Below are 22,704 nucleotides of genomic sequence, written 5' to 3' on the forward strand. Positions count from 1 at the left end.
TTTGAGAAAATAGGTCTTAGGAACTAATATTAATATGAATATGAATACATAAAAAGCCAAATCAGAGATGCAAAAGCATCTTCACGATTTGGCTTGGATGAGCATGAAAGAAGATTAAGCTATTAATTTTTCTGCTGACGAGAAATCATAAAGAGTGTAATCCAGATCAGCATAAAACCAGTCAATTGCGCTACGGTAACGATTTGCTGGAAAGCGATCCAGTTAATTACGACACCAACCATGGGGAAGCTCAATTCTGCCATCGTAGCATAAGAAGCTTTGGTTGTACTTAAGCCTTTGTAATACAGTAATAAACTCAGAAGACCCGGAAGCAATGCTTGCAGCAGCAAGTTGATCATTACAGCTGCGGCCGCCCATGTACCTGTAGGCATATTCCACGGAGCATGCTCCACCGAGGTGAGAACAATGAGCAGAGGGAGCGCCACCATGAAGCGGAGGGAGGTTACCGTCTCATATTTCATCGAACGAAGCAAGTAGCTACCCATAACGGTCGAACCGCCCCACAGAACCGCTGCACCTAGTGCGAGCAGACTACCAACGTGAACAAAATCATGAACATGCCCAAAGGGAAGCGACCAACCGAAGGTCAAAAGATACGTTCCGAACAGAGCGATGACAATTAATATTCCAAAATGACGCGGTAGCATTTCCTTCAATATAACGCGGGCCAGAATAATAGCAACCAAAGGCTGAAGCTTCTGGAGCAAAAGAACTGCATTCAGATCACCGTTGCTGAGTGCCATGGTGAAAATCACACTGGCCAGTGCCGAGCCGCCCCACGAGACGAACAAAATAGCGAAAACCTGACGAAATCGTATCGTTTTGAGCTCCTCGCGATGCTTCCACAGCATCGGCGTCAGAGCGATAAAGAGCAGCACATGCTCCATCAGTACGATTTGTGCTGAGGTAAATGACTTTAACAAAATAATACGAAACAACGGGTCTGCACCCCACAAGGCCGCTCCGATCGCGACTAGCCAAAAACCGCTTTTCATGTGGGAGCTACGATCAAAACCTTTGGATGATAGTACAGTTGATGATTGACTCATACTTATTTAGCTCCTTGCGAATACAGGACCGGTGGCACAAAAACCCCCGTCCATGGCGAAAGCCATGCAAGACGGGGGGTGATCAAATAAACTTGCCGTTTGATACAAGTTAAATGAAGTTACTGCAAAAACAATAGCGCAGCATTCATTCACTTTGCGGCATGTTCATACTTCGATCTTCTTCCATCCGGACTTTACCGTCGGCTTTGGCATCTCACCAAATCAGTCCGTATCCTGTTGCCAGATACAGAGTCGCGGGCTTAGCTCCATGAGCCATACCGCCGGTTGGGAATCTCACCCTACCCCGAAGATCCTTATTCCGTTTTTTAATTTCTCCTATAGGATATACCTGTTTTAGAATGAAGTCCAGTGAAAAATGTGTGTATATCTAACAAGGATTTTCATCTTTTTTTGAAAGCGTTCCACTAAAATCTATATTACTAAGCAATATCCTTATACTCAATGCGCCGAATTGCCGCATAAGCTACAATCATTCCCAGCACAGAGAAGCTGATTTGCACGGGGGCAATGGAGCTAAGTGTAGCGCCGTTATTATTGGAGAAAAGCAAGGCTACAACCAGAATCGAGGTCACAATAGTCGTGGGTACTGAGTATCTTCGCATTCCCATATACAGCGGAACCAATCCCATAAAACTGGCGGCCACGGCATTGATTAGCGTCCGCGCGGATTGTTCGGCCAGTATGGAAAGAGTAAGCTTATCCGGTACAATCATGACAAACTGGTTGAGCAAATGAATCGCAGCCGTAATGATGATTTCCGATATAACAACAGACAAGAACGTAAACAGCAGCACAATCAAGAGTTTGGCGATCATCAGCTTTTGACGATGAATCGGATACATGAACAAGATTGTAATCGATTTGGACTTAAATTCTCCTACGATAAAACGGCATAGCAGAACGGAGGCAAATACAATAAATGTGGCTCTCACCATATTGTCCATGAGATCAAGAAGCTGAGCGTACTGTGTAAATTCGGGTACTCCTTCATTTTGGCTATCCAGCGCAATAATACAGAGCAACCCCAAAATACAGGCGTTGGCGATCAGTGCTGAACGGATATAACCCGCCAGATGAAGCTTTTTCATCTCCAACTGTATTAATCTAAGCATGGGGCTCACCTCCATGTAACAGACGTAAAAAGTAGTCTTCCAGCGTACTGCTTTTCTGATGAATGGAATCGACTTCTACATCATTTAAAATGAGCGTTTTCGTAATTTGCTTCTGCGGTACACTCATATCGTAAATACGTATACTCTGTTCATTGAGTACCTTTATATTATTCAGACTCAGATGATGGGAGAGGACGTAGGCCGCTTTTTTACAATCGTTGGTCGTAAATTCGATGTATTCTGTATTGGTATCCCGTACCTGTTCCATCGAAACTTCCTCAATCAGCCGTCCGTGATTAATCACACCTATTGTATCCGCAATCTGCTCTATTTCCGCTAAAATATGACTGGATACGAGCAGCGTCATCCCATATTCCTTGCATAACATGTGGAATAACTGCCGAATTTCCTTAATTCCCACTGGGTCCAGACCATTAATTGGTTCATCCAAAATGAGTAGCTCTGGCTTGGTCGCAATGGCTCGGGCAATCCCGAGACGCTGCTTCATTCCTAGTGAAAAGTCTTTTACTGGCTTGTCACCCGCATTCCGCAAGTTCACTAATTCTAGCGCATCCCGGACAGCCTGTTTATTATAATAGCCCATGTATTCACAATGAAGTTCGAGATTTTGCTGAGCCGTCAGTCTATCATAAAAAATCGGGTATTCAATAATCGAACCTATCCGTCCGAGCAGATGATAAGACTGTGGCGTTAGCTTTTCACCGAACAGTTCAATCTCACCCGATGTCGGCTTGAGCAGGTTGGTAATCATTTTCATGATCGTTGTCTTGCCTGCCCCATTGGGACCGAGAAAGCCATAGGTTTCCCCCTTGCGCACATTCATACTGACCCCTGCTATAATTTCATTGCCCTTCATGGCTTTGGTCAGATGATGTGTACGTATTATGTAAGTCATGGGTGTTCTCCCTTCGTATACTGTTGATAATTCAAGAATACAGGGCGAAATGTTCATTTTTCTTTCGTAATCCTTACAAATTTATTAAGTTGAGCAGCTCGCTTAATAGTTGATCTTCTTCAAGGTAAAAGAGAAGACGGTCTGCTCATAAGGTTTGCTGGTCAATTGCATCTCTCCATTCATGCATTCAACCAGGCGCTTGGCAATCGTAAGACCCAGTCCACTGCCCTGTACCGCCTTATTACGGGAATCCTCAAGTGTGTACATGCGTTCAAAAACCTTATCCTGCTCCGGCTCCTGTATGCCTTTTCCACGATCCCACACTTCTATACGCACTGTATCCTGCTGTTCTGACAGCGTCAGGCCTAGCGTTCGACCCTCTGCCCCGTAGCGAATGGCATTTGAAATCAGATTGCTCAGCACCCGCCCAATGGCTCCTTCGTTCCCCAAGGCATAAATGGGATGCTCCGGAATGTCAATATGTACCGTAAAACCCTGAGCCGTCAGCAGATCATAAAACTCCAAAATGCTGCGTCTGCACAGTTCTCCTATCTCCAGTCGGGTCAGTGGAATATCCGTATCGTTGGCTTCCAGCTTCGCCAAACTAAAAAAACTTCCGATCAGCTCAATCGCTTCGCTTGTCTTTTGATGAATTCTGGATAGCAGCTTTATACGTTCTTCTGACGAAATATCTGGATCGCCATCCAGCATCTCGGCATATCCAAGCACAACGGTAAGCGGGGTCTTGAGGTCGTGGGAAATATTCGAAATCATTTTACGCATAGCGATTTGGCCTCGGTTGTAATCGGCTGATACTCTCAGATTTAAGTCTAGTAGTCGGTTAATTTCCGTCATGAGTCGTTGCAGTTCAACATCACCTGTGACATATAGCAGCTTTTCGGCATGATTCACGGTCACGATCCGCTCTAGGGCGGTTCGGATATCCTTTATTTTGCGCTTATGGGATACACGTTCCTGCCAAAGCCATATAATAACGACGGACATCATGAGGACGACAATCCATTCGAAAATGATTTCGATGCTCATATCAACCATTCTCCCATTTGTAGCCGATGCCCCACAGCGTCTTAATGTGGACAGGGTGGGAGGGATCTTCTTCAATTTTCTCACGCAGGCGACGAATATGGACATTAATCACATTCTCATCACCCATATAATCGTCTTTCCAAATAAATCCGTATAGTTGAGCTTTCGTAAATACCCGATTCGGGTTGGATGCAAACAGCTTCAGAATATCGGATTCTTTGGCTGTTAGCTGAATTTCATTTCCATCGCGTATGACTGTAAAATGATCAAAATCAATGCGCAAATTTCCATAGGTCAACACTTGTGCTTGCGGCTGTTCCTCCTGCTGTTGCAGACGGGCATAGGTAGTCGATCTGCGGATCGCGGACTGAATACGAGCCGTCATTTCGAGCATTGAGAAAGGTTTGGCAACATAATCATCTGCCCCGAAGCCCAGTCCAAGCGCTTTATCCACATCACTGTCCTTAGCCGACATAATCAAAATCGGCACGGCGCTGCGGGTACGAATTCGGCGGATTACCTCCATACCATCAACCTTTGGCATCATCAGATCCACGAGTACGAGGTCATAGTTATGCCGTTCAAAGGCAATAAGTCCTTCTTCTCCGTCATAGGCGGTGGTTAAATTGTATCCCTCCTTGGTGAGTGCTTTGAGCAGCATTTCAGCAATGGATAGATCGTCTTCAATAAGTAAAATATGCTGTGACATAGGTGTGGAACACCCCTAATTTTTAGATTAAGCTCGTGTGACGAACTGTACCTGAATTATATAGAGCGGTGAAGGGGATTTCCATAAAAAATATCCACTAAGAAAACGAAAATGCCCTGGATTGTCCCGAAGGAGCTACGTTCAGCAGTGTCAGGTAATTAATAATTCCCCTATCCTATACTGAAATAGTCTATAATCCGATGTTTGGAATACGGTGTTATAATTTCCGGGGCAAGCCTAATGTGAGAGATTAGGGATGTCAGATCACGAGCTACGGTACAGAACCGTCAATAAAGGAGAGCAATGATGTTTGTTATACGGGGAACCCAAAAACTGCTGAAGGAATGGGAGACTGAACCACTTCAAGTTGATATTTATCCGCCTTTGAATAGTTGGCATGCCAGCTTGTTTTTACTGAACCGGAGAAAAAATATTGTGTTTATGCATGATATTTCCCGCTTAAGCGTCACGCTGTTTGGGATTAAAAAATCGCAGTACAAAAACCTGCCGTCTCTTTTTGTACAAACCTTGAAGGAATTAATGATCAGCGAAGGGTTTGATGAACAGATCGTTAAGGCATACATACAGGAAGGCGAGCAGATGCTGGCGACTACGACGAATAGACATAGTGTGATGGTAACCTTAGATGAGATTATATTTATTATGAAGGAACTGGACATGGAGCATGGGTGCGAGCTGGAAAAGAACCAGTGGAATAACCGGATTGTGTTCAAAACGGATCAATACAAGTACCCGATTGATGTTTTTAAGGAACTGCTAGAAAAGCATTATTAAGTAGAGAGTAGTTGAGAGTTTAATTGCTTACATATGGATGGTTTGTAGTCCCAAGCTGTCCTGATTTCTAAAGGATTTCTGCTGATTAGGACATGCCAAAAGAGTATCCTCAAAGTTCATGCAGGCAGGGGATGCTTTTTTTATAACTCACAGGATAGTCATGCTTGCGATGAAATGAATCATAGCGCAATAAACCGTACACTTTGGTAGAATAAAATGATAAAGGGTTCGACACCATGGGTCAGACTTATAAAACGGGGGGTACATAACGAAAGATGAAGAGGATTATTGATATAGCCAAAGAAGCAGGAATTGAAGAAGAGCATCTGGAGACGTATGGAAAGTATAAAGCGAAGCTGAATCCATCTCTATGGGAACAGTTAAAGGATCGCCCGAATGGAAAGCTGGTGCTGGTTACAGCGATGAATCCCACTCCGGCTGGAGAAGGAAAAACGCTGACAACCATCGGGCTGTCCCAGGCACTCAACGCGATGGGGCATAAAACCGTTGCTGCGCTGCGTGAGCCGTCCCTTGGACCTTGCTTTGGGATGAAAGGTGGAGCCACTGGGGGAGGACAGGCCCAGATTGTTCCGGCGGAAGACATTAATCTGCATTTTACAGGGGATATACATGCGATTTCGGCAGCACATAATTTGCTGGCAGCGATGATTGATAACCATTTGTTCCATGGAAATGCTTTGCGGCTGAAGCCAGACCGAATCGTGTGGAAACGGGCTGTCGATATGAATGACCGGAGCTTGCGAAGTATTGTGACTGGATTGGGGACGGGGAATGGAGCGGTAAGAGAAAGCGGCTTTCTGATTACCTCGGCATCGGAAGTCATGGCGGTGCTATGCTTAAGTGAAAATATGAACGATCTTAAAGTACGGTTGGGTCGGATGGTGATTGGATATAACGAATCCGGTGAAGCGGTAACAGCAGAGGATCTGCACGCGGTGGAAGGAATGGCTGTGCTGCTTCGGGAAGCATTAAAGCCTAATCTAGTGCAGACGTTGGAAGGCACTCCGGTTATTGTGCATGGTGGACCGTTTGCTAATATTGCCCATGGATGTAGCAGTCTGATCGGTACAAAGCTGGCGTTGAAGCTGGGAGAGGTCGTCGTCACAGAGGCGGGATTTGGGGCTGAGCTGGGAGCGGAAAAGTTCTTTGACATCAAGTGCCGCCAGTCCGGCTTGCAGCCAGATGCGGCTGTGCTGGTTGTAACCGCCAAAGCGCTGAAATATAACGGCGGTGTAGCTAAACATGAGCTGGATGCGGAAAATTTGGAGCAATTGCAACTCGGATTAGCCAATATGAGCCGACATGTACGGAATTTGCAAAAGTTTGGTGTGCCTGTATTGGTAGCGATTAACCATTTTGTAACAGATAGCGAAGCCGAGTTGGATTTGATTTTCTCAGAATGCCGCAAGCTGGGTGTACCTGCAGAGCTTTCACAAGTATGGGCGCAGGGAAGCCAAGGGGGAGAAAAATTGGCCCAAAGCCTGCTGAACTTACTTCAGAAGGACAAAGCCCATTTTGCGCCGCTATATGATCATACGCTTGATTTACAAGCGAAAATTAGTGTCATTGCCAAGGAGATTTACGGTGCGGCAGAGGTGGCTTACACGCCTGCAGCCAAACGGGCGTTGGCTGGTATGGAGCAGCTTGGTTTTGGACAACTGCCTGTATGTATGGCCAAAACGCCGTATTCTTTCTCAGATCAACCTTCCTTGCTAGGTGCGCCGGAGGGGTTCACCATTCACGTGTCCAGCGTATCATTGTCCGCAGGCGCAGGCTTTGTAGTCGTGGAAACAGGTAATACCATGACGATGCCAGGATTGCCCAAATCTCCAGCAGCTGAGCATATGTCGCTGGAGGCAGATGGGACTATTCAAGGACTCATGTAGCTTTTGAAAAATAGCAGCATTTCAGCATCAATGAACGAGCAGTTTGGGCAGTGCAGTGAGCAGCTTTTGCCGAGTCATGGCATCGCTCCAGTTCCAGCGGTCTGCTTCTACGAAATATACCTGGCCTTGACGTACAGCAGGGAGGCTATGCCAGAGAGGGCTGTTGAGCATGCATTCCAGCGTATGCTTGGAGTCTGGTGCCGTAGGGACGAGCATAAATATGCGATCTCCAGCGTAATCAGGCAATTCGTTTGGATTAATTTCTGCGAAGCCCAGTCCCTCATCAAGCATCTTTTGAATTGGCTCGACAGGCTGGAAGCCGTGCGGGTGGTAGAGGGCCGATGAGAATCCGGACATGCCCATGACAAAGAGCCGATCGCCATGGTCGAAGATAAAAACAGAGGCGGTTTCTCCGGCTGTGATATGCGTGCTGAGCTGCTGCCACATCGCCAGATTACGAGCGGTGAAGGTCGCTAACCAGCGTTCGGCCTCTTGTTCCTTATCGAGCCATGCGCCAAGTGTACGCAGTCGTTCCTCCAGGGCGGCAAAGGTGTTGAAGGTGAGGGTGGGCGCGATGCTTGCAATACGCTCATATTCCTGTTCATCCGAGTTAGCGATGATAATCAGATCAGGATCAAGAGCGCTGGTCAAGCGGGTATCCAGCGGAAGTCCCACGTCAGTTACGTTCTCAAGACGATGCTTATAGACGCTGTATTCACTGAGCCGCAGGCTTCCGCCTATGGCTGTGGCTCCTAACGCGAGCAAATCGCCCATCGTTTCTCCGTGATAGATGATGCGGCTCGCTCGACGAGGGATATGAATATGGTGGCCAGTCCAATCCTTAACGCACACAGAACCGGGAGCGGAAAGCGCATATTTACCCGGCGGAACCCCGGTCATTTGCCTAAAACGCCGATTAAAATAATATTCGTCAGAGAAACCCACCTGACGGGCAATTTCACGTAAAGGCCGTTTGCATCCCAGCAGCAGCCGCTTGGCATGGTTCAAGCGCAGCTCAGTGAGGTAATGCAACGGCTTTTTGCCCGTTATTTTGCGAAACAGCTGGGAGTATTGCCATATGGAAACGTTGGCCTGTTCGGCAAGCTGCTTGACGGTAATAGGCTTTTCGTAGTGGTTTTCCATATATGCAAGGGTGCTTTCCACCGATGCAGGCAATGTCGGATTAAAGCCCTCGTTATGCTTAATAGGGACGTGGGCTTCCTGCCACAGTAAGAGCAGCTCTTGAAACATGATTTGCTGACGCAATGCAGTGGTTTGTCTATGCGGCTGTATTGTTTGTTGGGTGCTATAAAATAACTCTTCGGCCAACTGAATAGGCTTGAAGGAAGAGGAAACGATGTATTCACGCGGTTCTGGCAGGACAGATCCATGATATATGGATGGCATGCCCGTTGCGTTTTCAACCAAGGTCGCGTCCGATTGTGGCTCCAACGGCATGGTAATGACCTTGAACGTGATTTTGTAGTATTCAGGAACAGTTCCATCCAAGGGAGCGATGCGATAGGATTCGCCAGGAGTTAACCAATACCCATGACCTGAATGGAATACATATTGTTCTTGACCCACATCCATCCTACCAGCCCCGCCGATGAACATAAGCAGACAGTGATCGGAATTTGATTGAGATATTAGTCCAACGGTAGGCTCACTAACCAACACAATTCCTTTAAAATGAAAAAGCAGTGTGTTGGGTGGAGGTGAATTTACAGACGACGAAGGCTGATTCACGGTGTAAAGCTCCTTTTACTGAGAATGGTTATCATATATGCATAAGTATACCTCCTTTAGGTTCAACAAAAAAGAAGCCTATCAACAAGGACGATAGGCTTCTCCAATCTTATTTTATGAGCTTGGGCAATTCCTCCAGCAACCATTCCCGAGTAGATGCATCACTTTCGGTTTTGCCAATGTCCTGCATGTACACATGTCCCTGCTTGACAGCAGGGAGCTGAAGCCACAGCTTGCTTTTCATTAATTGTTCGGTGGATTGCTGGGCTTCTGAACTTGGAGTGCTTAGTATGAAAATCCGATCTCCAGCGTATTGTCCGATTACTTCCTGTGATAATTGCACGAATCCTTTGTCCTCATCCAGCGCTTTCTGAATAAGAGGAGTAGGCTTGAGACCATTCTCTTCATATAGTATCTGTGACAGGCCTGTCCGTGCCATGACGAACAAACGGTCACCGGGATAGTAGGTAAAGACCGAAGCTGTTTCACCCGACTTAACACCTTGCGCATGAAGTTTGGTCCACATCTCTGCTTCCTTGATTTTATATTGGGCAAGCCAGTCCTCAGCAGCCTTTTTCTTGTTCACAATGTCTCCGAGATGTAGCAAACGATCGTTCAGTGGAGCGAAGGTATCGAACATAATTGTAGGTGCAATTATCGTTAACGCTGCGTATTGTTTTTCATCCGTATCGGCGGTGATGATTAGGTCTGGTTGTAGAGCCAATGTTTTTTCTAAATCAATGGGAAATCCTAGGTCCGATACATTCTGAACTTTTTTCTCATATATCTTTCCCTCGATCATAGAAGTCGATGTACCAACAGCCTGTACGCCTAAAACCAATAGATCCCCATAGTTTTCTCCGAAGTAAGCAATGCGCCCAGGAGTCGTGGGAATGTTTACTGTATGACCCTTGTAGTCTGTGTAGGCACGAGTTGTGGCAGCTTTCGAGGTTGTAGATGCTGTTGTGTTGCTGCTTGCAGTCTGCTTATCAGATGCGCCGCATCCTAGCAGCAATGCCCCCATAAGAGAGAATAGACAGATCAGAGCAGTGTATTGTCGAGTAGATTTTTTGTTGGTCATAGCAACCTCCGTATAATATGATAGTTCATAAATTTGCGAATGAGAATTATTATCACAAAAGCAATGATAAGTGCTGGAACCTCAATACTCAATGGACAAACTTGGTCAATGAATCCGATTTTGTACAAAATAAGTCTCATGTGTTTTAAGCTCATACAGGCTTCAACATTTTATTGATTTGTCATTTTTTATAGTATAGAATAACGTTTTTATACATTTGAAAGGGGTTTTGAAATGGCATTGTTCATTACATATGTTTTACTAGGTTTCTCCATAGCACTACCTGTAGGTACCATTACGGTTGAAATGACGAAGCAAGGGCTAAAGAATGGATTTATGCATGGATGGATTGTGGGGCTCGGGGGGATGACCATCGATTTGTTATTAATCATTGGTTTATATTTTGGTCTGGCCTCTGTTCTGTCCTTACCTGTTGTACAGGTGATCATGTGGCTCGTTGGAGCCATATTTCTGTGCTACGTGGGGTACGACAGCATTAAAAATGCGGATCATGATATTGCACTAGAAGGAGAGAAAAAGACGAAATCATTATTTTCTTCCTATAAAAATGGGCTGCTTGTAGCTGTTTCACCAGGGAATTTAGTGTTCTGGGTAAGTGTTTTTGGGACTGTGCTGGCAAGTTCATTTGATCGGTCAAATACAAGTCAATTTTTGATTGTTGGTTTAGGTATTTTGTTTGGTATTCTTATCCATGATTTAGGCTTGATGACCCTCGTAGCGACAACACGAAAAGCCATGAACAGAACCGCCATCAAGTGGGTTACAATCTGTGCCGGTGTGGTTTTGGTTGGTTTTTCGGTTTATTTCCTGTATGAATTTATGATCAGTCTTCAAAAGATTTTATAGCATTACACAAGGATACGCTCAAGCTTGTCATGCCAGTCTGCATAAATCGAACAAGTCCTTCATAGACATGTACTAATTCATTTAAAACATGTGCTGAAGGGGTTGATGACATGCGCCGGATTTCATGGATGCTTGCCATGGTCATGTGTGTAACGTTGCTGCTGGCCGGGTGCGGCAAGAAGAGCGCAGACGATGTGGTTAAAGATTTGAGTGACGTGGTGAGCGACCTGAACAGCTACCACGGTACAGCTTTGATGACGCTGCATACCGGCGACACGCCGCAGGAATACAAGGTGGATATTTCCTATCGCAAGCCGTCCTATTACCGAATTGCCATGACGAACGAGAAAAAGGATGTTACGCAAATCGTGCTTCGTAATGATGAGGGTGTATTTGTACTGACCCCCAGCCTGAACAAGAGTTTCCGTTTCAAAAGCGACTGGCCAAACAATCAGGGTCAGGTATATTTATATGAAACGCTGGTTCGCAGCATTATCGGTGATGCCTCCCGTCAGTTGGCTACCGACGATAAATCGTATGTGTTTGATGTGGCCGCGAACTACAACAGCCATGCGCTGGTAAGGCAAAAGATTTGGCTATCCAAAAACAACTATGCCCCTACTCAGGTACAAGTATCTGATGCGAATGCCAAGGTGGTTGTCGATCTGAAATTCGATCAATTTGCTTTTGATACGAAGTTTGACAAGGATTCCTTTGATATGGAGCGAAATATGGCTTCCGGAAAAACGAATGCAGGTAACGAGGGATCGCCATCTTCAGGGGCAGTGGATTCCAGCGGTCCGCTTGATACGACCGGTACGTTAGAAGGGACGACTGGCGTGACGTCCAGTGAAGCCGGACAAGAGCAGGGAACCGTAGGGGGCGATGTCCAGCAACCGTCTGGTGAAGCGAAGAGCGACGGAGCTGTCACTGGCGATACGTCCAAGTCGCAAGCAGCAGCTAACGCAGAGGAGCAGCAACAAACACCGGGCACAGCGGATGCTGCAACTGGAACGTCAGCGGGAACGGATGCCGCAGAAGCTGTGTTGGGTGAGTTCGGCTTGATTGAACCGTCCTACACGCCAGCCGGAGTACAAATCAAGGATACGCCGGAGCTGGAGGATAATGGTACACATGCAGTGATGCTGCGGTACAGCGGAACGTATAACTATACCATTGTGGAGGCGCGTCCAAAAGATCGGGCGGTCGCATTGACGGCAGGCGAACTGGTTGATATTGGAGGAAGTTTTGCCGTGCTGACAGGAAGTGAACAGCAGACGATGACCTGGATGAATGATGGAATAGAGTTCAGAATCACCAGTGCTGACTTGCCTGTGAGCGAAATGATAAAAATTGCCGCTTCTATACAGGAACAATCGGGTAAATAAAATTTTATAGACGGATGCAGACGGTCTAGAGTGTAAAATGCTCTGCTACCGCCCGTATCCGTCTTTTGTTCATTCGCAGTCTAAGATGTGCATCGCTTGTATATCTTGTTCTATTGTAAAGATGGTAGAGGAGGCTGGCAGAGCCCCCTGCCATTGACAGCCACGTCTCTGAACATTACCATTAACCTTTGGAAGCAAGGATTTTGCTATATCCAAAATGGTAAAAGGTTACGTTACAGGCTAACAATTGAAGAAGGTGACTGGATTTTGCAAGCACAATACAGATCGACCCGGGCCGAAATCAACCTGGATCACCTTGGCGCCAACTATGAGGCCTTTCGCAAGGCATTGCCTGCGGATAAGCTGATGCTGGTCTGTGTCAAGGCTAATGCCTACGGTCACGGTGCCGTAGAAATTTCAAAGGAAATGGAACGCCTTGGTGCGGATTATTTGAGCGTCGCTTTTCTGGATGAGGCTCTGGAGCTTCGTCATGCGGGGGTTGGACTGCCGATCCTTGTACTCGGCTATACCTCACCTGAAGCTGTCCAAACAGCTTGGGAGCATGATATCTCATTGACTGTGTTTAGTGAGGAAGTGCTGGAGGGTATCCGCAGATTGGATCGCCAAGGAAGCGAACGCAAGTTGAAGGTGCACATCAAAATAGACAGCGGTATGGGAAGACTCGGTTTGCTGCCTGGAGAAGCAGCTTTGGCTTTTGTCTGGCAGGTTCACGAATTAGAGCAGGTGCTGCTGGAAGGCATGTACACCCATTTTGCCCGTGCGGATGAAGAAGATAAAAGCTATACACTGCTACAATATGATCGGTTTCGGGGCGTGGCGGATGCGCTAAGGGAACAAGGTATTTCTATTCCCATTATACATACGGGCAACAGCGCGGCCACCATTGATACCCCTTCCCTTTCCCCCAATATGGTGCGGATTGGCATCAGTATATACGGTCTGTATCCGTCTGATGAGGTTAACCGGCAAGTCATTGAACTGTTGCCTGTATTGTCATTAAAGACGGCGGTGGTTTATACCAAGACGCTTCCTCCCGGCTGGGGGGTTAGCTACGGCACCCGGTATGTGACCTCTAGTGAAGAGCGGATCGGCACACTGCCAATTGGTTATGCGGATGGATACTCCCGCATGCTAAGTGGGAAGGTCGAAGTGTTGATACGCGGTCGTCGCGTCCCTGTACTCGGTACGATCTGCATGGACCAGTGTATGGTATCCTTACAATCTTTCGCAGAGGATGCGGAAGAAATCCAAACCGGCGAAGAGGTTGTTCTCATCGGCCAGCAGTCCGGCGAAATCATTGCGGCGGATGAGCTGGCATCCAAGCTTGGTACGATCCACTACGAGGTGATCTGCATGATCGCAGACAGGGTACCGCGTGTTTACATGCGAGATCATGTTCCTGTCGTTCGGGTGAACTCGCTTCTTCCAACCCGCTGGAATTAATTTCATAACGCAAATTACCGGATAAAAGCAGGAGTTTTCGTAGAACGTCCCGAAATATGTACAAAGGAAAGAAAAGAGCGCTATAACTGTCAAAAGACGCACTAGGCTCCGCTGACACTTGTATTTCGGGGATCAAACGCCTGTACGAAAACGAACTGCGTAGTTTATAATGGAATGCAGCATAGATGATATACGCATATCATATACATTCTCTTATATTCCGTTTGAATAAATTACCGGGAATAACGTTATAATGGTACAATGGCGACAAGGTTTTGGGGGTGGAAGAGAAGTTGGCCAATTTGCAGAACACCAAAAGAATAATGATCAGTTTGCCAGATCATCTCTTGCAGGAAGTGGACGGGATCGTAGCTATGGAGAATTCCAACCGCAGTGAATTTATCAGGCAGGCAATGAAGCTTTATGTAGGTGAACGTAAAAAACGTTACATTCGTGAAGCTATGCAGCGTGGATACATGGAAATGGCTAAAATTAACCTGACCATGGCATCTGAAGCCTTTCACGCGGAGGAAGATGCAAACAGCACCTTGGGCCGTACAGTTAGCGGGGTGTAATCCATATTGATCGTAAAGCGCGGCGACGTTTTTTTTGCAGACCTTTCACCCGTAGTCGGTTCCGAGCAAGGTGGCGTCAGACCTGTGCTGATCATTCAAAATGATATCGGCAACCGGTTTAGCCCTACCGTGATCGTAGCAGCCATCACAGCACAGATTCAGAAGGCAAAGCTGCCTACACACGTGGAAATCGACGCGGCGACGCATGGCTTTGATCGTGATTCTGTTGTTCTTCTGGAGCAAATCCGGACGATCGACAAGCAAAGGCTTACCGACAAAATCACCCATTTGGATGAAGAAACCATGCGCAAAGTGAGCGATTCGCTACAGATCAGTCTCGGTTTGATTGATTTTTAGTATGATGGAACGACGAGTGAAACGGGAAAGGACAGCGCTCTAGCGCTGTCCTTTTGCATGTCCGAAGAAAAATACAGGTAGGGCTTGCTTTTACGTCACCTGCTGGCGCTTTGAATCATTTTTTGTGATAATAAAAGACATGATGTATGACAAGAGCTGTGAGGAAGAAGGGATAGGTTTGTCTAACGAGGAAATGAAGACGGAAATTGGGCAGGAGCCGAACGAAGCAGAACGCCAAGAACGGATTGTCAAACAAGTGGCGAGAGAGCTGTCGCTGGCACTCAAGCAAATCCGGACAACGATCAGTTTATTGGATGAAGGAAATACAATTCCTTTTATCGCGCGTTATCGTAAGGAAATGACAGGAGAGCTGGATGAAAATCAGCTGCGTGAAATTGAAGATCGTGTGCTGTATTTACGTAATCTGGAGGATCGTAAGGTAGAGGTCATCCGCATTATTGATGAACAGGGCAAGCTGACTGAAGAGCTGCAGGCTGCTATCACCTCTGCGGTTAAACTTCAGGAAGTGGAAGATCTATACCGTCCATATCGGCAAAAGCGCAAGACTCGCGCCAGTGTGGCAAAGGAACGGGGGTTGGAGCCGCTATCCATCTGGATTTGGGGGCAGCCGAAGCAGGGTGATGTTTTGAAAGAAGCTGAATCCTATGTGAATGCTGAGCTGGGAGTCGAAACCCCTGAGGCAGCTATCCAAGGAGCTATGGATATTTTGGCCGAAAATATAGCTGATGATGCGGCTATTCGCCAATGGGTGCGCCGATACACGCTGGATCATGGGATGCTGACCTCTGAAGCGAAGGATACCGAGCAAGAGTCTGTGTATGAGAATTACTATAGCTATCGTGAGCTGGCTAAAAAAATGCCGCCTCACCGTATTCTGGCGATTAATCGCGGGGAGCGGGAAGGCATTCTTAAGGTTGGTCTGGAGGTAGCACCAGATTCCATCTACAATTATGTGGCTGGCCAAGTGATTAAAGGATCGTCTGTGGTGGAAGACCTGCTACGCAGTGTCATTGAGGATGCGTATAAAAGACTTATCGCGCCATCTATCGAACGTGAAGTGCGCGCTGAAATGACAGAGAAGGGTGAACAGCAGGCCATCACTATCTTTGCAGGCAATTTGCGCAGCCTGTTGCTACAGGCTCCGATCAAGGGGCGTCGTGTGCTTGGAGTCGATCCGGCCTATCGGACAGGCTGCAAGCTGGCAGTTGTCGATGACACAGGCAAGCTGCTGGAAGTGGCTGTGACATATCCAACACCGCCGAACAACAAGAAACGTGAGGCTGCCGAAACGTTCAAGCAGCTGATTGCCAAATATGGCATCGAGTTGATTGTCATTGGTAACGGAACCGCCTCACGCGAGACAGAGCAATTCGTAGCCGAAGTCATCGCGGATATTGGTGACAACAGCCTCGCGTATCTGATCGTCAATGAGGCAGGTGCGAGCGTATACTCTGCCTCCAAGCTGGCACAGGAAGAATTTCCTGATTTGGACGTAGCTGAGCGCAGTGCGGCGTCCATCGCGCGTCGTGTGCAGGACCCGCTGGCTGAGCTGGTCAAGATTGAGCCGAAGGCCATTGGTGTAGGTCAATACCAGCATGATGTGTCGCAGAAACATCTGGATGAGAGCTTGAAGGACGTTGTGGAATCCGCTGTTAACCACGTCGGTGTGGATGTGAACACGGCTTCCTCGGCGCTGTTGTCCTACGTAGCAGGGATCAACGCTACTATTGCTAAAAACATCGTTAAGTATCGTGAGGAAAACGGTAAATTCAGCAACCGTCGTCAGTTGCAGAAGGTGCCGCGTCTTGGCGCAAAAACCTACGAGCAATCCGTTGGCTTTATCCGTATACCGGGTGGAGAAAATCCACTGGATCGCACACCGATTCACCCTGAATCGTATGCTGTCGTAGACCGTCTGTTGGCGGAGCTAGGTATCAGTGCCCATGATCTGGGTTCGAAAGTTGCAACAGAAGCGCTGAATGTGTCTAATATTGATCAGCTGGCTGCGAAGCTGGAAGTTGGTGTACCAACATTGCGGGATATTTTGGACAGCCTCCAGCGACCAGGTCGTGACCCGCGCGACGAGTTGCCATTGCCTGTATTCCGCAAGGATGTGTTGAAGATCGAGGATCTGGCACCGGGTATGGAACTTCAGGGAACGGTCCGCAATGTCATTGATTTCGGTGCATTTGTGGATATCGGTATTAAAAGTGACGGGTTGGTTCATATTTCACAGCTGCGCAGTGGTTTTGTTAAGCATCCGATGGATGTTGTATCTGTTGGTGATAACGTAACCGTGTGGGTGTTGAATGTTGATTTGAAAAAAGGCAGGGTAGGTCTGACTATGAAACCTCCCGCAGATGCGCAGTCACAGGCATAGTGCTTTAAATAAACCTGTATAACCTTTTGTGAGAGTAAAAAAAGCCGGAATCTCCGAATCATATTGGAGACTCCGGTTTTTCATTTCTGGAACTTTTCTGCTTCTACCCGTTGTTGGCGTCAAATTCTATACCAGGTGCTTTATGATAAAAAAACCAACAATCGTTCAACAGTTTAATTTGGCGTCGGTCCTTCTTGTAAAAGGCCCGCATGAGCTGGTTGCTGAGCCATTGAGGCAAGCCGATCTCCTCCTCTGCGTTACATCTGTATGTTTAGCATATGGGGTGGATACCTAAAGTGTGCTTATGAACCAGGGTTAGACTTCGGCCGTCATTTTATAATATGCTTGTCAGTATGAAGCAAAGGAGGGAAACCATAAGGATGGAGTCCAAGTCTCTGAGCAATTCAATGAACCCTTCCATGAGTAATAAAGAACTTCAAGAATGGGTAGAGCGCATCTCGCTGGAGAGCTTTGGCGTGCCGTTTCAACATCAAGCCACCTTTAATACGCGCCTGTCTTCTACAGGCGGTCGATATTTTATGAAAAGTCATCATATTGAAATTAATCCACATCAACTCGCAGCTTATGGACGTTCTGAGGTGGAAAAAATTATAAAGCATGAGCTGTGCCATTATCATCTACATCTGCGCGGAATGGGCTACCAGCATCGTGATGCTGATTTCAAAGCATGGCTGGCTCGCGTAGGAGGAAGCAGGCATTGTCAGACCCTACCGGGAAGAGTGGGAAGAAAGCCTCAGCCTTATCGTTACAAGCTTGTGTGTGTTTCCTGTCAACAGGAGTATATGCGTAAGCGTAAAATGAATCCACAGCGATATCGCTGTGGGAAATGTGGAGGTAAACTTCGCTTGTTGGCACTTGACGAGGCCCCCTGATTCATGGTAAATTAACCATACTGTATGATAATCTACAGTAATATTCCCTGATAGCTCAGTTGGTAGAGCACTCGACTGTTAATCGAGTTGTCACAGGTTCGAGTCCTGTTCGGGGAGCCATGGAGAGATACCCAAGTGGCTATAAGGGGACCCTCTGCTAAGGGGTTAGACTGCGTAAGCGGTGCGAGGGTTCGAATCCCTCTCTCTCCGTTGGTATTTCAAACAGAAAAGGACGCTCGTATGCATGGTAACCATGCTTGCGAGCGTCTTTTTCGTCTAGATCTGCTTTTTAAGAATTGTTATATGTAAGACGGACATGTTGCGTACAGCATGAAGCAGCGTTAGCCTGAGTTGTACGCAGTACGCAACTAATCCCTTCTATTTCACAGTGTCAGCCTCGACGGTGTTGAGGAGGTTCAACAGAGCATTAGCAACGCCATCTTCCACATTGGTCAGGGTAACTTCGGAGCAGACAGCCTTAATGTCGTCATTTGCATTGCCCATGGCAATACCTCTTCCGGCCATCGTCAGCATGGAAATATCGTTATAGCTGTCACCGATCGCTACGGCTTCCTGCATAGGGATGTTCAGATAATTCGCGAGATAAAGCAATGCATTACCTTTAGACGCATCCTTATGCTCGACTTCAAAGTTGCGATCTGAGGAGATGACCATGTTTAGACCTTGAAAATCTCGGTAACGTTTACGCCCCCGTTCCAATTTGGCGTGATCAAAGGAGAAACAGAGCACATTATATATCTCTACATCCAGTGGAATCTGCTCATATGAAGCGATGCGGGTATGCCCGGTCTGTTCATATTGTTTTTCAGCTGCATGTAATAAAGTATCCAGCGAAATATCTGGGTTGGCGCTCAGCAAGCGGTCCATTTCAACAGCAAGTAGCTGATGCCCCTTTTGTGGAGAATAAATAGCCCGGTCTGTCATGACCTCATAGTAGAAGTCGTTACCCTCGAGCCAGCTTAGCACTTCAAATGTTTCGCTCCGGCCCATAGGAGTAGAGGTTAGCTGGCGACGATGCACATCGTGCACAGTGGCGCCGTTTGCCCCGATGACGGGAGTAACCAGCTCTGCTTCCTCTAGCTTTGTCCAGGCATCATAAGCGGCTCTGCCAGTGGCAATCGTCACTTGAACACCTTGCTGCTGTGCCTTGCGGATTGCCTCTGCGTTGGCTTTGCTTATTTTTCCTTCCTCGTTCAATAGCGTTCCATCCATATCAATCGCAAACAGTTTCATTTCTCTCCAGCTCCTGTCTTCTGATATCTCTGTTATACATATTGCGTCTAGTTAGAGCGATTGGCTTCAAGTTTATGAGGGGACAACAACTTCGATATCATGGTGTTGCAAAATTTCCAGCATCGCCGGTTCTGGTAAGCGATCGGTGATCACGATATTAACCTCAGACAAATCAGCAAAACGATACGGGAAATTGATTCCGAATTTCGAATGGTCCGCAAGGATGATCACCTGATCTGCCTGTTTCATCATCTGATGCTTCAGCATACCGTCCTCTTCATGAATCAGGCTTAGTCCGTGAGCTGATATGCCTCCAATCCCGATAAAAGCTTTGTCTACAAAATAGTGAGACAAAGTGGCGATTACGGACGAGCCGTATACATATCGGTGTTCTTTTTGGAGGCGGCCCCCCAATAGATGAATGGAGACACCGTCTTTTCCAGATAGTACGTCAGCCTGATTGATTGAATTGGTGATAACCGAACATTCCTGCACATTCAGTCTTTCTGCACACGCCTGTACGGTGGTAGAGGAATCCAATATAATACGATCCCTATCTCGTACCATACTGGCAGCCAATTGTCCGATCACTTGCTTCTCCTCAGATACAGTAAGCAGTCTTTCGTTATAATTTCCAATTGGATCGTGATGCAGTTTAGGGAGAAGGGCGCCGCCGCGGGTACGAATAATTTTTTGGTGCTCCTCAAGTTTTACCAGGTCTCGGCGGGCCGTATCCCGTGAAACATTAAAAATTTCGCAAATATCATCCACCGAAATACGCTTGTGAAGCTGTAAGTAATCAACGATTTTTAACATTCGTTCTTCCTGATACATAAAAAGCTCCTCTAATATATAATCATTTCGGTATCTCGTAAGTGATTATAAGTAAATGTAAGTGATTTTGCAATCATTTATCGTGATTTTTCAGGGTTTAGATGATAATAAATAAGTTGATGTAAGTAAATATGCATTTTACAATTATATAAAATAGCTTTTTTGAAAATTTTAAAAATAAGTATTGCCATTTACTATTCTATTTGATATACTCTTTCTTGTCGCCAAGTTGGTGTACATTCATAAGGCCCGTTGGTCAAGGGGTTAAGACACCTCCCTTTCACGGAGGTAACAGGGGTTCGAATCCCCTACGGGTCATTGTTGTCTTTACAGACTACATGTTGCATGCTTAAGGGGAATTCCTGAGGTCTGATCTAATGGCGGACAGCTAGGATGAACAGCATGAGCCATTAGCTCAGTTGGTAGAGCACCTGACTTTTAATCAGGGTGTCGAAGGTTCGAGTCCTTCATGGCTCACCATTTATATTTTGTTATGCGGTCGTGGTGGAATGGCAGACACGCTATCTTGAGGGGGTAGTGAGCGTACGCTCGTGGAGGTTCGAGTCCTCTCGACCGCATCAATGGAATAAACGGAAAAGTCTCTCGCGTTAGAGGCTTTTTTTATTTGTGCATGGATGCAATTAAACAATGATTATGATGAAATAATGATTCCATAGTATAATATAACGCCATAATGTTATAGAATAATAAATATATAAACTTATGAAGTGACGGTGAAAAATATGGACACTCAACTGTTAGGAAATATATCAGAAAATATTTTGGGCTTGTTTCCGATTGTGAAGAAGAAATTTTTCACCTACGGTCCGCTTGATTTTCCGTTGCATTTGTCGCCTAATAACTTTCAGGTACTCTTGCTTCTGCGTGAAGTGCGTTCGTCTACGGTATCCGATTTGTCCAAACAACTAAATGTCTCTCGTCCAAACATGACTCCTCTTCTGGATAAGCTGGTGGAGCATGGGTTGGCTGACCGTCAATCGTGCGACTCGGATCGTAGAGTCGTGAACGTAGCCATTACAGAAGAAGGCGACGCTTTTTGTGAACAGGTGTTTCATACCTTCTCTAATAAAATTCAAGAGAGACTGGTGTATCTGCCGGAAGAAGATTTATTGCACTTAAGTGAAACGTTGAACGAATTGAAGCGGATTTTACTTAAAATCGACAACTCTGCTACGTGATTGGCGTAAGCGAACTGACTTAAAGACCGCCCTTTCTTCGGAAAACAGGCGGTTTTTGTTGCATATTGTGGTATAATGAAAACCAACATACATAATTCGGTAATTTTGGCACACGTGATCTTTGAAAAGGGAACAAGGGACATGATATCGTTATTTGGAGAGCCTGCTAGGGAGGAAGGAACTTCTATGCAATCTATTTACCAACGCATTGAGGAGCTCATTAAGGAACGAGGTATGACGAAAAAGGCGTTTTGCCAGCAGTTGGGCATTAGTACAGGGAACTTTGGAGATTGGAAAAGAGGAAAAACGACACCAGGCACGAATAAACTCATAGAAATCGCTTCTTTTTTTGACGCTAGTCTGGATTGGATTATGCTGGGTCGAGACGTGCAGAGTAAGGTGCTGAAGGAGTCGCAGGACCCTTATTTTTTTGGAGCTTCAGGGCAACTGAATTGCCAGGGGGGATCGCTAAGTGAGGCGGAAAGAGATTTTATACTTGAGTATATTGAATTTACCCGCTTTCGTAAAGAGAAAGACCAGCCCAATTCAACTACTGATTAATGTTTGCTGTGGGATTTGATAAGGACATTCTAATATGTACAATTGAAAATTAATTAGAAAAAGCTACAGTGTCGGAGGGGAAACGTTGTGGGAGATCAAACTATTTATCAGCGGATTGAAGCTTTAATTAAGGATCGAGGAATGACCAAGAAGGCATTTTGTGAAAAGCTTAAAATTAGCTCAGGGAATCTCGGTGATTGGAGAAGGGGAAAAACAACGCCAGGTACCGCCCATTTGATTCAGATTTCGGACTTTTTTAATGTATCGCTCGACTGGTTGATGAAAGGGATTAAGCCAGGGGAAGGCGTGCTTCAGGAGCAGAAGGCTGCTTATTTTTTTGGGGTGATGGGGCCACTGAATTGCCAGGCTGAAGATCTTGAGACAGAAGAACAGAACTTTATTTTAGAATACGTTGAATTTGCGAAGTACCGTAAGCAAAAAAGAGAGAAGGACAAAACAAAACTTGAATAATCTATGGCTAAACGCCTGGGTGATAACCCGTAA

22 protein-coding genes, 5 tRNA genes and 1 riboswitch are annotated in these 22,704 nt (G+C 46.2%); of the genes, 17 read left to right on the forward strand and 10 right to left on the reverse strand.

All coding sequences use genetic code 11. The features are described 5' to 3' along the window. Positions 1–122 precede the first annotated feature (122 nt). The 5 genes from G9G57_RS07830 to G9G57_RS07850 all read right to left on the reverse strand — a co-directional run bounded on the left by G9G57_RS07830 (position 123) and on the right by G9G57_RS07850 (position 4,875). On the reverse strand, positions 123–1,070 hold the full coding sequence (locus G9G57_RS07830; RefSeq protein ID WP_107734004.1) for a DMT family transporter: 948 nt from the start codon (positions 1,068–1,070) through the stop codon (positions 123–125). Between the two features lie 171 nt (positions 1,071–1,241). Beyond that, positions 1,242–1,386, reverse strand: a riboswitch (FMN riboswitch). A 124-nt stretch (positions 1,387–1,510) separates the two neighbouring features. Then, a complete protein-coding gene (locus G9G57_RS07835; protein ID WP_016821175.1) occupies positions 1,511–2,203 on the reverse strand; it encodes an ABC transporter permease in 693 nt (230 codons plus the stop codon). Beyond that, positions 2,196–3,119: an ABC transporter ATP-binding protein gene (locus G9G57_RS07840; protein WP_107734003.1), complete on the reverse strand. Its 924-nt coding sequence runs from the start codon at positions 3,117–3,119 to the stop codon at positions 2,196–2,198. Before G9G57_RS07840 ends, G9G57_RS07835 begins: the two co-directional genes overlap by 8 nt. Before the next feature lie 102 nt (positions 3,120–3,221). Then, positions 3,222–4,166, reverse strand: coding sequence for a sensor histidine kinase (locus tag G9G57_RS07845; RefSeq protein WP_107734002.1), 945 nt, complete (start codon positions 4,164–4,166; stop codon positions 3,222–3,224). A gap of 1 nt (position 4,167) precedes the next feature. Further along, positions 4,168–4,875 carry a response regulator transcription factor gene (locus G9G57_RS07850; RefSeq protein WP_107734001.1) on the reverse strand — a complete coding sequence of 236 codons (708 nt, stop codon included), beginning with the start codon at positions 4,873–4,875 and terminating at the stop codon, positions 4,168–4,170. 306 nt (positions 4,876–5,181) lie between these two features. Here G9G57_RS07850 and G9G57_RS07855 point away from each other — a divergent pair, with 306 nt between their 5' ends. Next, complete coding sequence (locus tag G9G57_RS07855; RefSeq protein ID WP_107734000.1) at positions 5,182–5,670, forward strand: DUF6933 domain-containing protein; 489 nt, start codon at positions 5,182–5,184, stop codon at positions 5,668–5,670. 275 nt (positions 5,671–5,945) lie between these two features. After that, positions 5,946–7,577 carry a formate--tetrahydrofolate ligase gene (locus tag G9G57_RS07860; protein WP_107733999.1) on the forward strand — a complete coding sequence of 544 codons (1,632 nt, stop codon included), beginning with the start codon at positions 5,946–5,948 and terminating at the stop codon, positions 7,575–7,577. A 27-nt stretch (positions 7,578–7,604) separates the two neighbouring features. Here G9G57_RS07860 and G9G57_RS07865 read toward each other — a convergent pair whose 3' ends face one another. Both G9G57_RS07865 and G9G57_RS07870 read right to left on the reverse strand, forming a co-directional pair. Beyond that, positions 7,605–9,326 carry an ABC transporter substrate-binding protein gene (locus G9G57_RS07865; RefSeq protein ID WP_107733998.1) on the reverse strand — a complete coding sequence of 574 codons (1,722 nt, stop codon included), beginning with the start codon at positions 9,324–9,326 and terminating at the stop codon, positions 7,605–7,607. 109 nt (positions 9,327–9,435) lie between these two features. Next, a complete protein-coding gene (locus G9G57_RS07870; RefSeq protein WP_107733997.1) occupies positions 9,436–10,407 on the reverse strand; it encodes an ABC transporter substrate-binding protein in 972 nt (323 codons plus the stop codon). A 234-nt stretch (positions 10,408–10,641) separates the two neighbouring features. On the opposite strand from G9G57_RS07870, the gene G9G57_RS07875 reads away from it, so the two are divergent. The 6 genes from G9G57_RS07875 (at position 10,642) to G9G57_RS07900 (ending at position 17,459) form a co-directional block, all read left to right on the forward strand. Beyond that, entirely contained in the window at positions 10,642–11,274 is a 633-nt protein-coding gene (locus tag G9G57_RS07875) for a LysE family translocator (RefSeq protein ID WP_045244041.1), read from the forward strand. 110 nt (positions 11,275–11,384) lie between these two features. After that, on the forward strand, positions 11,385–12,662 hold the full coding sequence (locus tag G9G57_RS07880) for an outer membrane lipoprotein-sorting protein (protein ID WP_164964801.1): 1,278 nt from the start codon (positions 11,385–11,387) through the stop codon (positions 12,660–12,662). A 267-nt stretch (positions 12,663–12,929) separates the two neighbouring features. After that, positions 12,930–14,126, forward strand: coding sequence for an alanine racemase (gene alr, locus G9G57_RS07885; protein WP_103042652.1), 1,197 nt, complete (start codon positions 12,930–12,932; stop codon positions 14,124–14,126). A gap of 293 nt (positions 14,127–14,419) precedes the next feature. Next, positions 14,420–14,701 carry a CopG family ribbon-helix-helix protein gene (locus tag G9G57_RS07890; RefSeq protein WP_007429334.1) on the forward strand — a complete coding sequence of 94 codons (282 nt, stop codon included), beginning with the start codon at positions 14,420–14,422 and terminating at the stop codon, positions 14,699–14,701. Positions 14,702–14,707: 6 nt separating this feature from the next. Further along, positions 14,708–15,058, forward strand: a complete 351-nt coding sequence (locus G9G57_RS07895) for a type II toxin-antitoxin system PemK/MazF family toxin (RefSeq protein WP_007429335.1) — start codon at positions 14,708–14,710, stop codon at positions 15,056–15,058. 178 nt (positions 15,059–15,236) lie between these two features. Further along, positions 15,237–17,459: a Tex family protein gene (locus G9G57_RS07900; RefSeq protein ID WP_185156679.1), complete on the forward strand. Its 2,223-nt coding sequence runs from the start codon at positions 15,237–15,239 to the stop codon at positions 17,457–17,459. 103 nt (positions 17,460–17,562) lie between these two features. Here G9G57_RS07900 and cmpA read toward each other — a convergent pair whose 3' ends face one another. Further along, positions 17,563–17,697, reverse strand: coding sequence for a cortex morphogenetic protein CmpA (gene cmpA / locus G9G57_RS07905; RefSeq protein ID WP_016821163.1), 135 nt, complete (start codon positions 17,695–17,697; stop codon positions 17,563–17,565). Positions 17,698–17,839: 142 nt separating this feature from the next. Between cmpA and G9G57_RS07910 the strand changes: the two genes are divergently transcribed. The 3 genes from G9G57_RS07910 (at position 17,840) to G9G57_RS07920 (ending at position 18,562) form a co-directional block, all read left to right on the forward strand. Further along, a complete protein-coding gene (locus tag G9G57_RS07910) occupies positions 17,840–18,352 on the forward strand; it encodes a SprT family protein (RefSeq protein ID WP_045244039.1) in 513 nt (170 codons plus the stop codon). A 44-nt stretch (positions 18,353–18,396) separates the two neighbouring features. Further along, positions 18,397–18,472 (forward strand) — tRNA-Asn (locus G9G57_RS07915). A 1-nt stretch (position 18,473) separates the two neighbouring features. After that, positions 18,474–18,562 (forward strand) — tRNA-Ser (locus G9G57_RS07920). 168 nt (positions 18,563–18,730) lie between these two features. On the opposite strand, the gene G9G57_RS07925 is transcribed toward G9G57_RS07920, so the two are convergent. After that, positions 18,731–19,606, reverse strand: a complete 876-nt coding sequence (locus tag G9G57_RS07925; RefSeq protein ID WP_045244038.1) for a Cof-type HAD-IIB family hydrolase — start codon at positions 19,604–19,606, stop codon at positions 18,731–18,733. A 72-nt stretch (positions 19,607–19,678) separates the two neighbouring features. Further along, the gene (locus tag G9G57_RS07930) at positions 19,679–20,440 is read right to left on the reverse strand and encodes a DeoR/GlpR family DNA-binding transcription regulator (protein WP_017426528.1); all 762 of its coding nucleotides are present in this window, start codon (positions 20,438–20,440) and stop codon (positions 19,679–19,681) included. A gap of 246 nt (positions 20,441–20,686) precedes the next feature. On the opposite strand from G9G57_RS07930, the gene G9G57_RS07935 reads away from it, so the two are divergent. The 6 genes from G9G57_RS07935 to G9G57_RS07960 all read left to right on the forward strand — a co-directional run bounded on the left by G9G57_RS07935 (position 20,687) and on the right by G9G57_RS07960 (position 22,671). Further along, positions 20,687–20,758, forward strand: a tRNA-Glu gene (locus G9G57_RS07935). A gap of 86 nt (positions 20,759–20,844) precedes the next feature. Beyond that, positions 20,845–20,920, forward strand: a tRNA-Lys gene (locus tag G9G57_RS07940). A 15-nt stretch (positions 20,921–20,935) separates the two neighbouring features. After that, positions 20,936–21,018: transfer RNA gene (locus G9G57_RS07945), tRNA-Leu, on the forward strand. 165 nt (positions 21,019–21,183) lie between these two features. After that, complete coding sequence (locus G9G57_RS07950) at positions 21,184–21,639, forward strand: MarR family winged helix-turn-helix transcriptional regulator (RefSeq protein ID WP_017426529.1); 456 nt, start codon at positions 21,184–21,186, stop codon at positions 21,637–21,639. A gap of 186 nt (positions 21,640–21,825) precedes the next feature. Beyond that, complete coding sequence (locus G9G57_RS07955; RefSeq protein WP_164964802.1) at positions 21,826–22,200, forward strand: helix-turn-helix domain-containing protein; 375 nt, start codon at positions 21,826–21,828, stop codon at positions 22,198–22,200. 87 nt (positions 22,201–22,287) lie between these two features. Then, the gene (locus G9G57_RS07960) at positions 22,288–22,671 is read left to right on the forward strand and encodes a helix-turn-helix domain-containing protein (RefSeq protein ID WP_016818371.1); all 384 of its coding nucleotides are present in this window, start codon (positions 22,288–22,290) and stop codon (positions 22,669–22,671) included. The last annotated feature ends 33 nt before the right edge of the window (positions 22,672–22,704 follow it).

The sequence above is a fragment of the Paenibacillus sp. EKM211P genome (assembly GCF_011066175.1).
Lineage (GTDB): Bacteria > Bacillota > Bacilli > Paenibacillales > Paenibacillaceae > Paenibacillus > Paenibacillus polymyxa.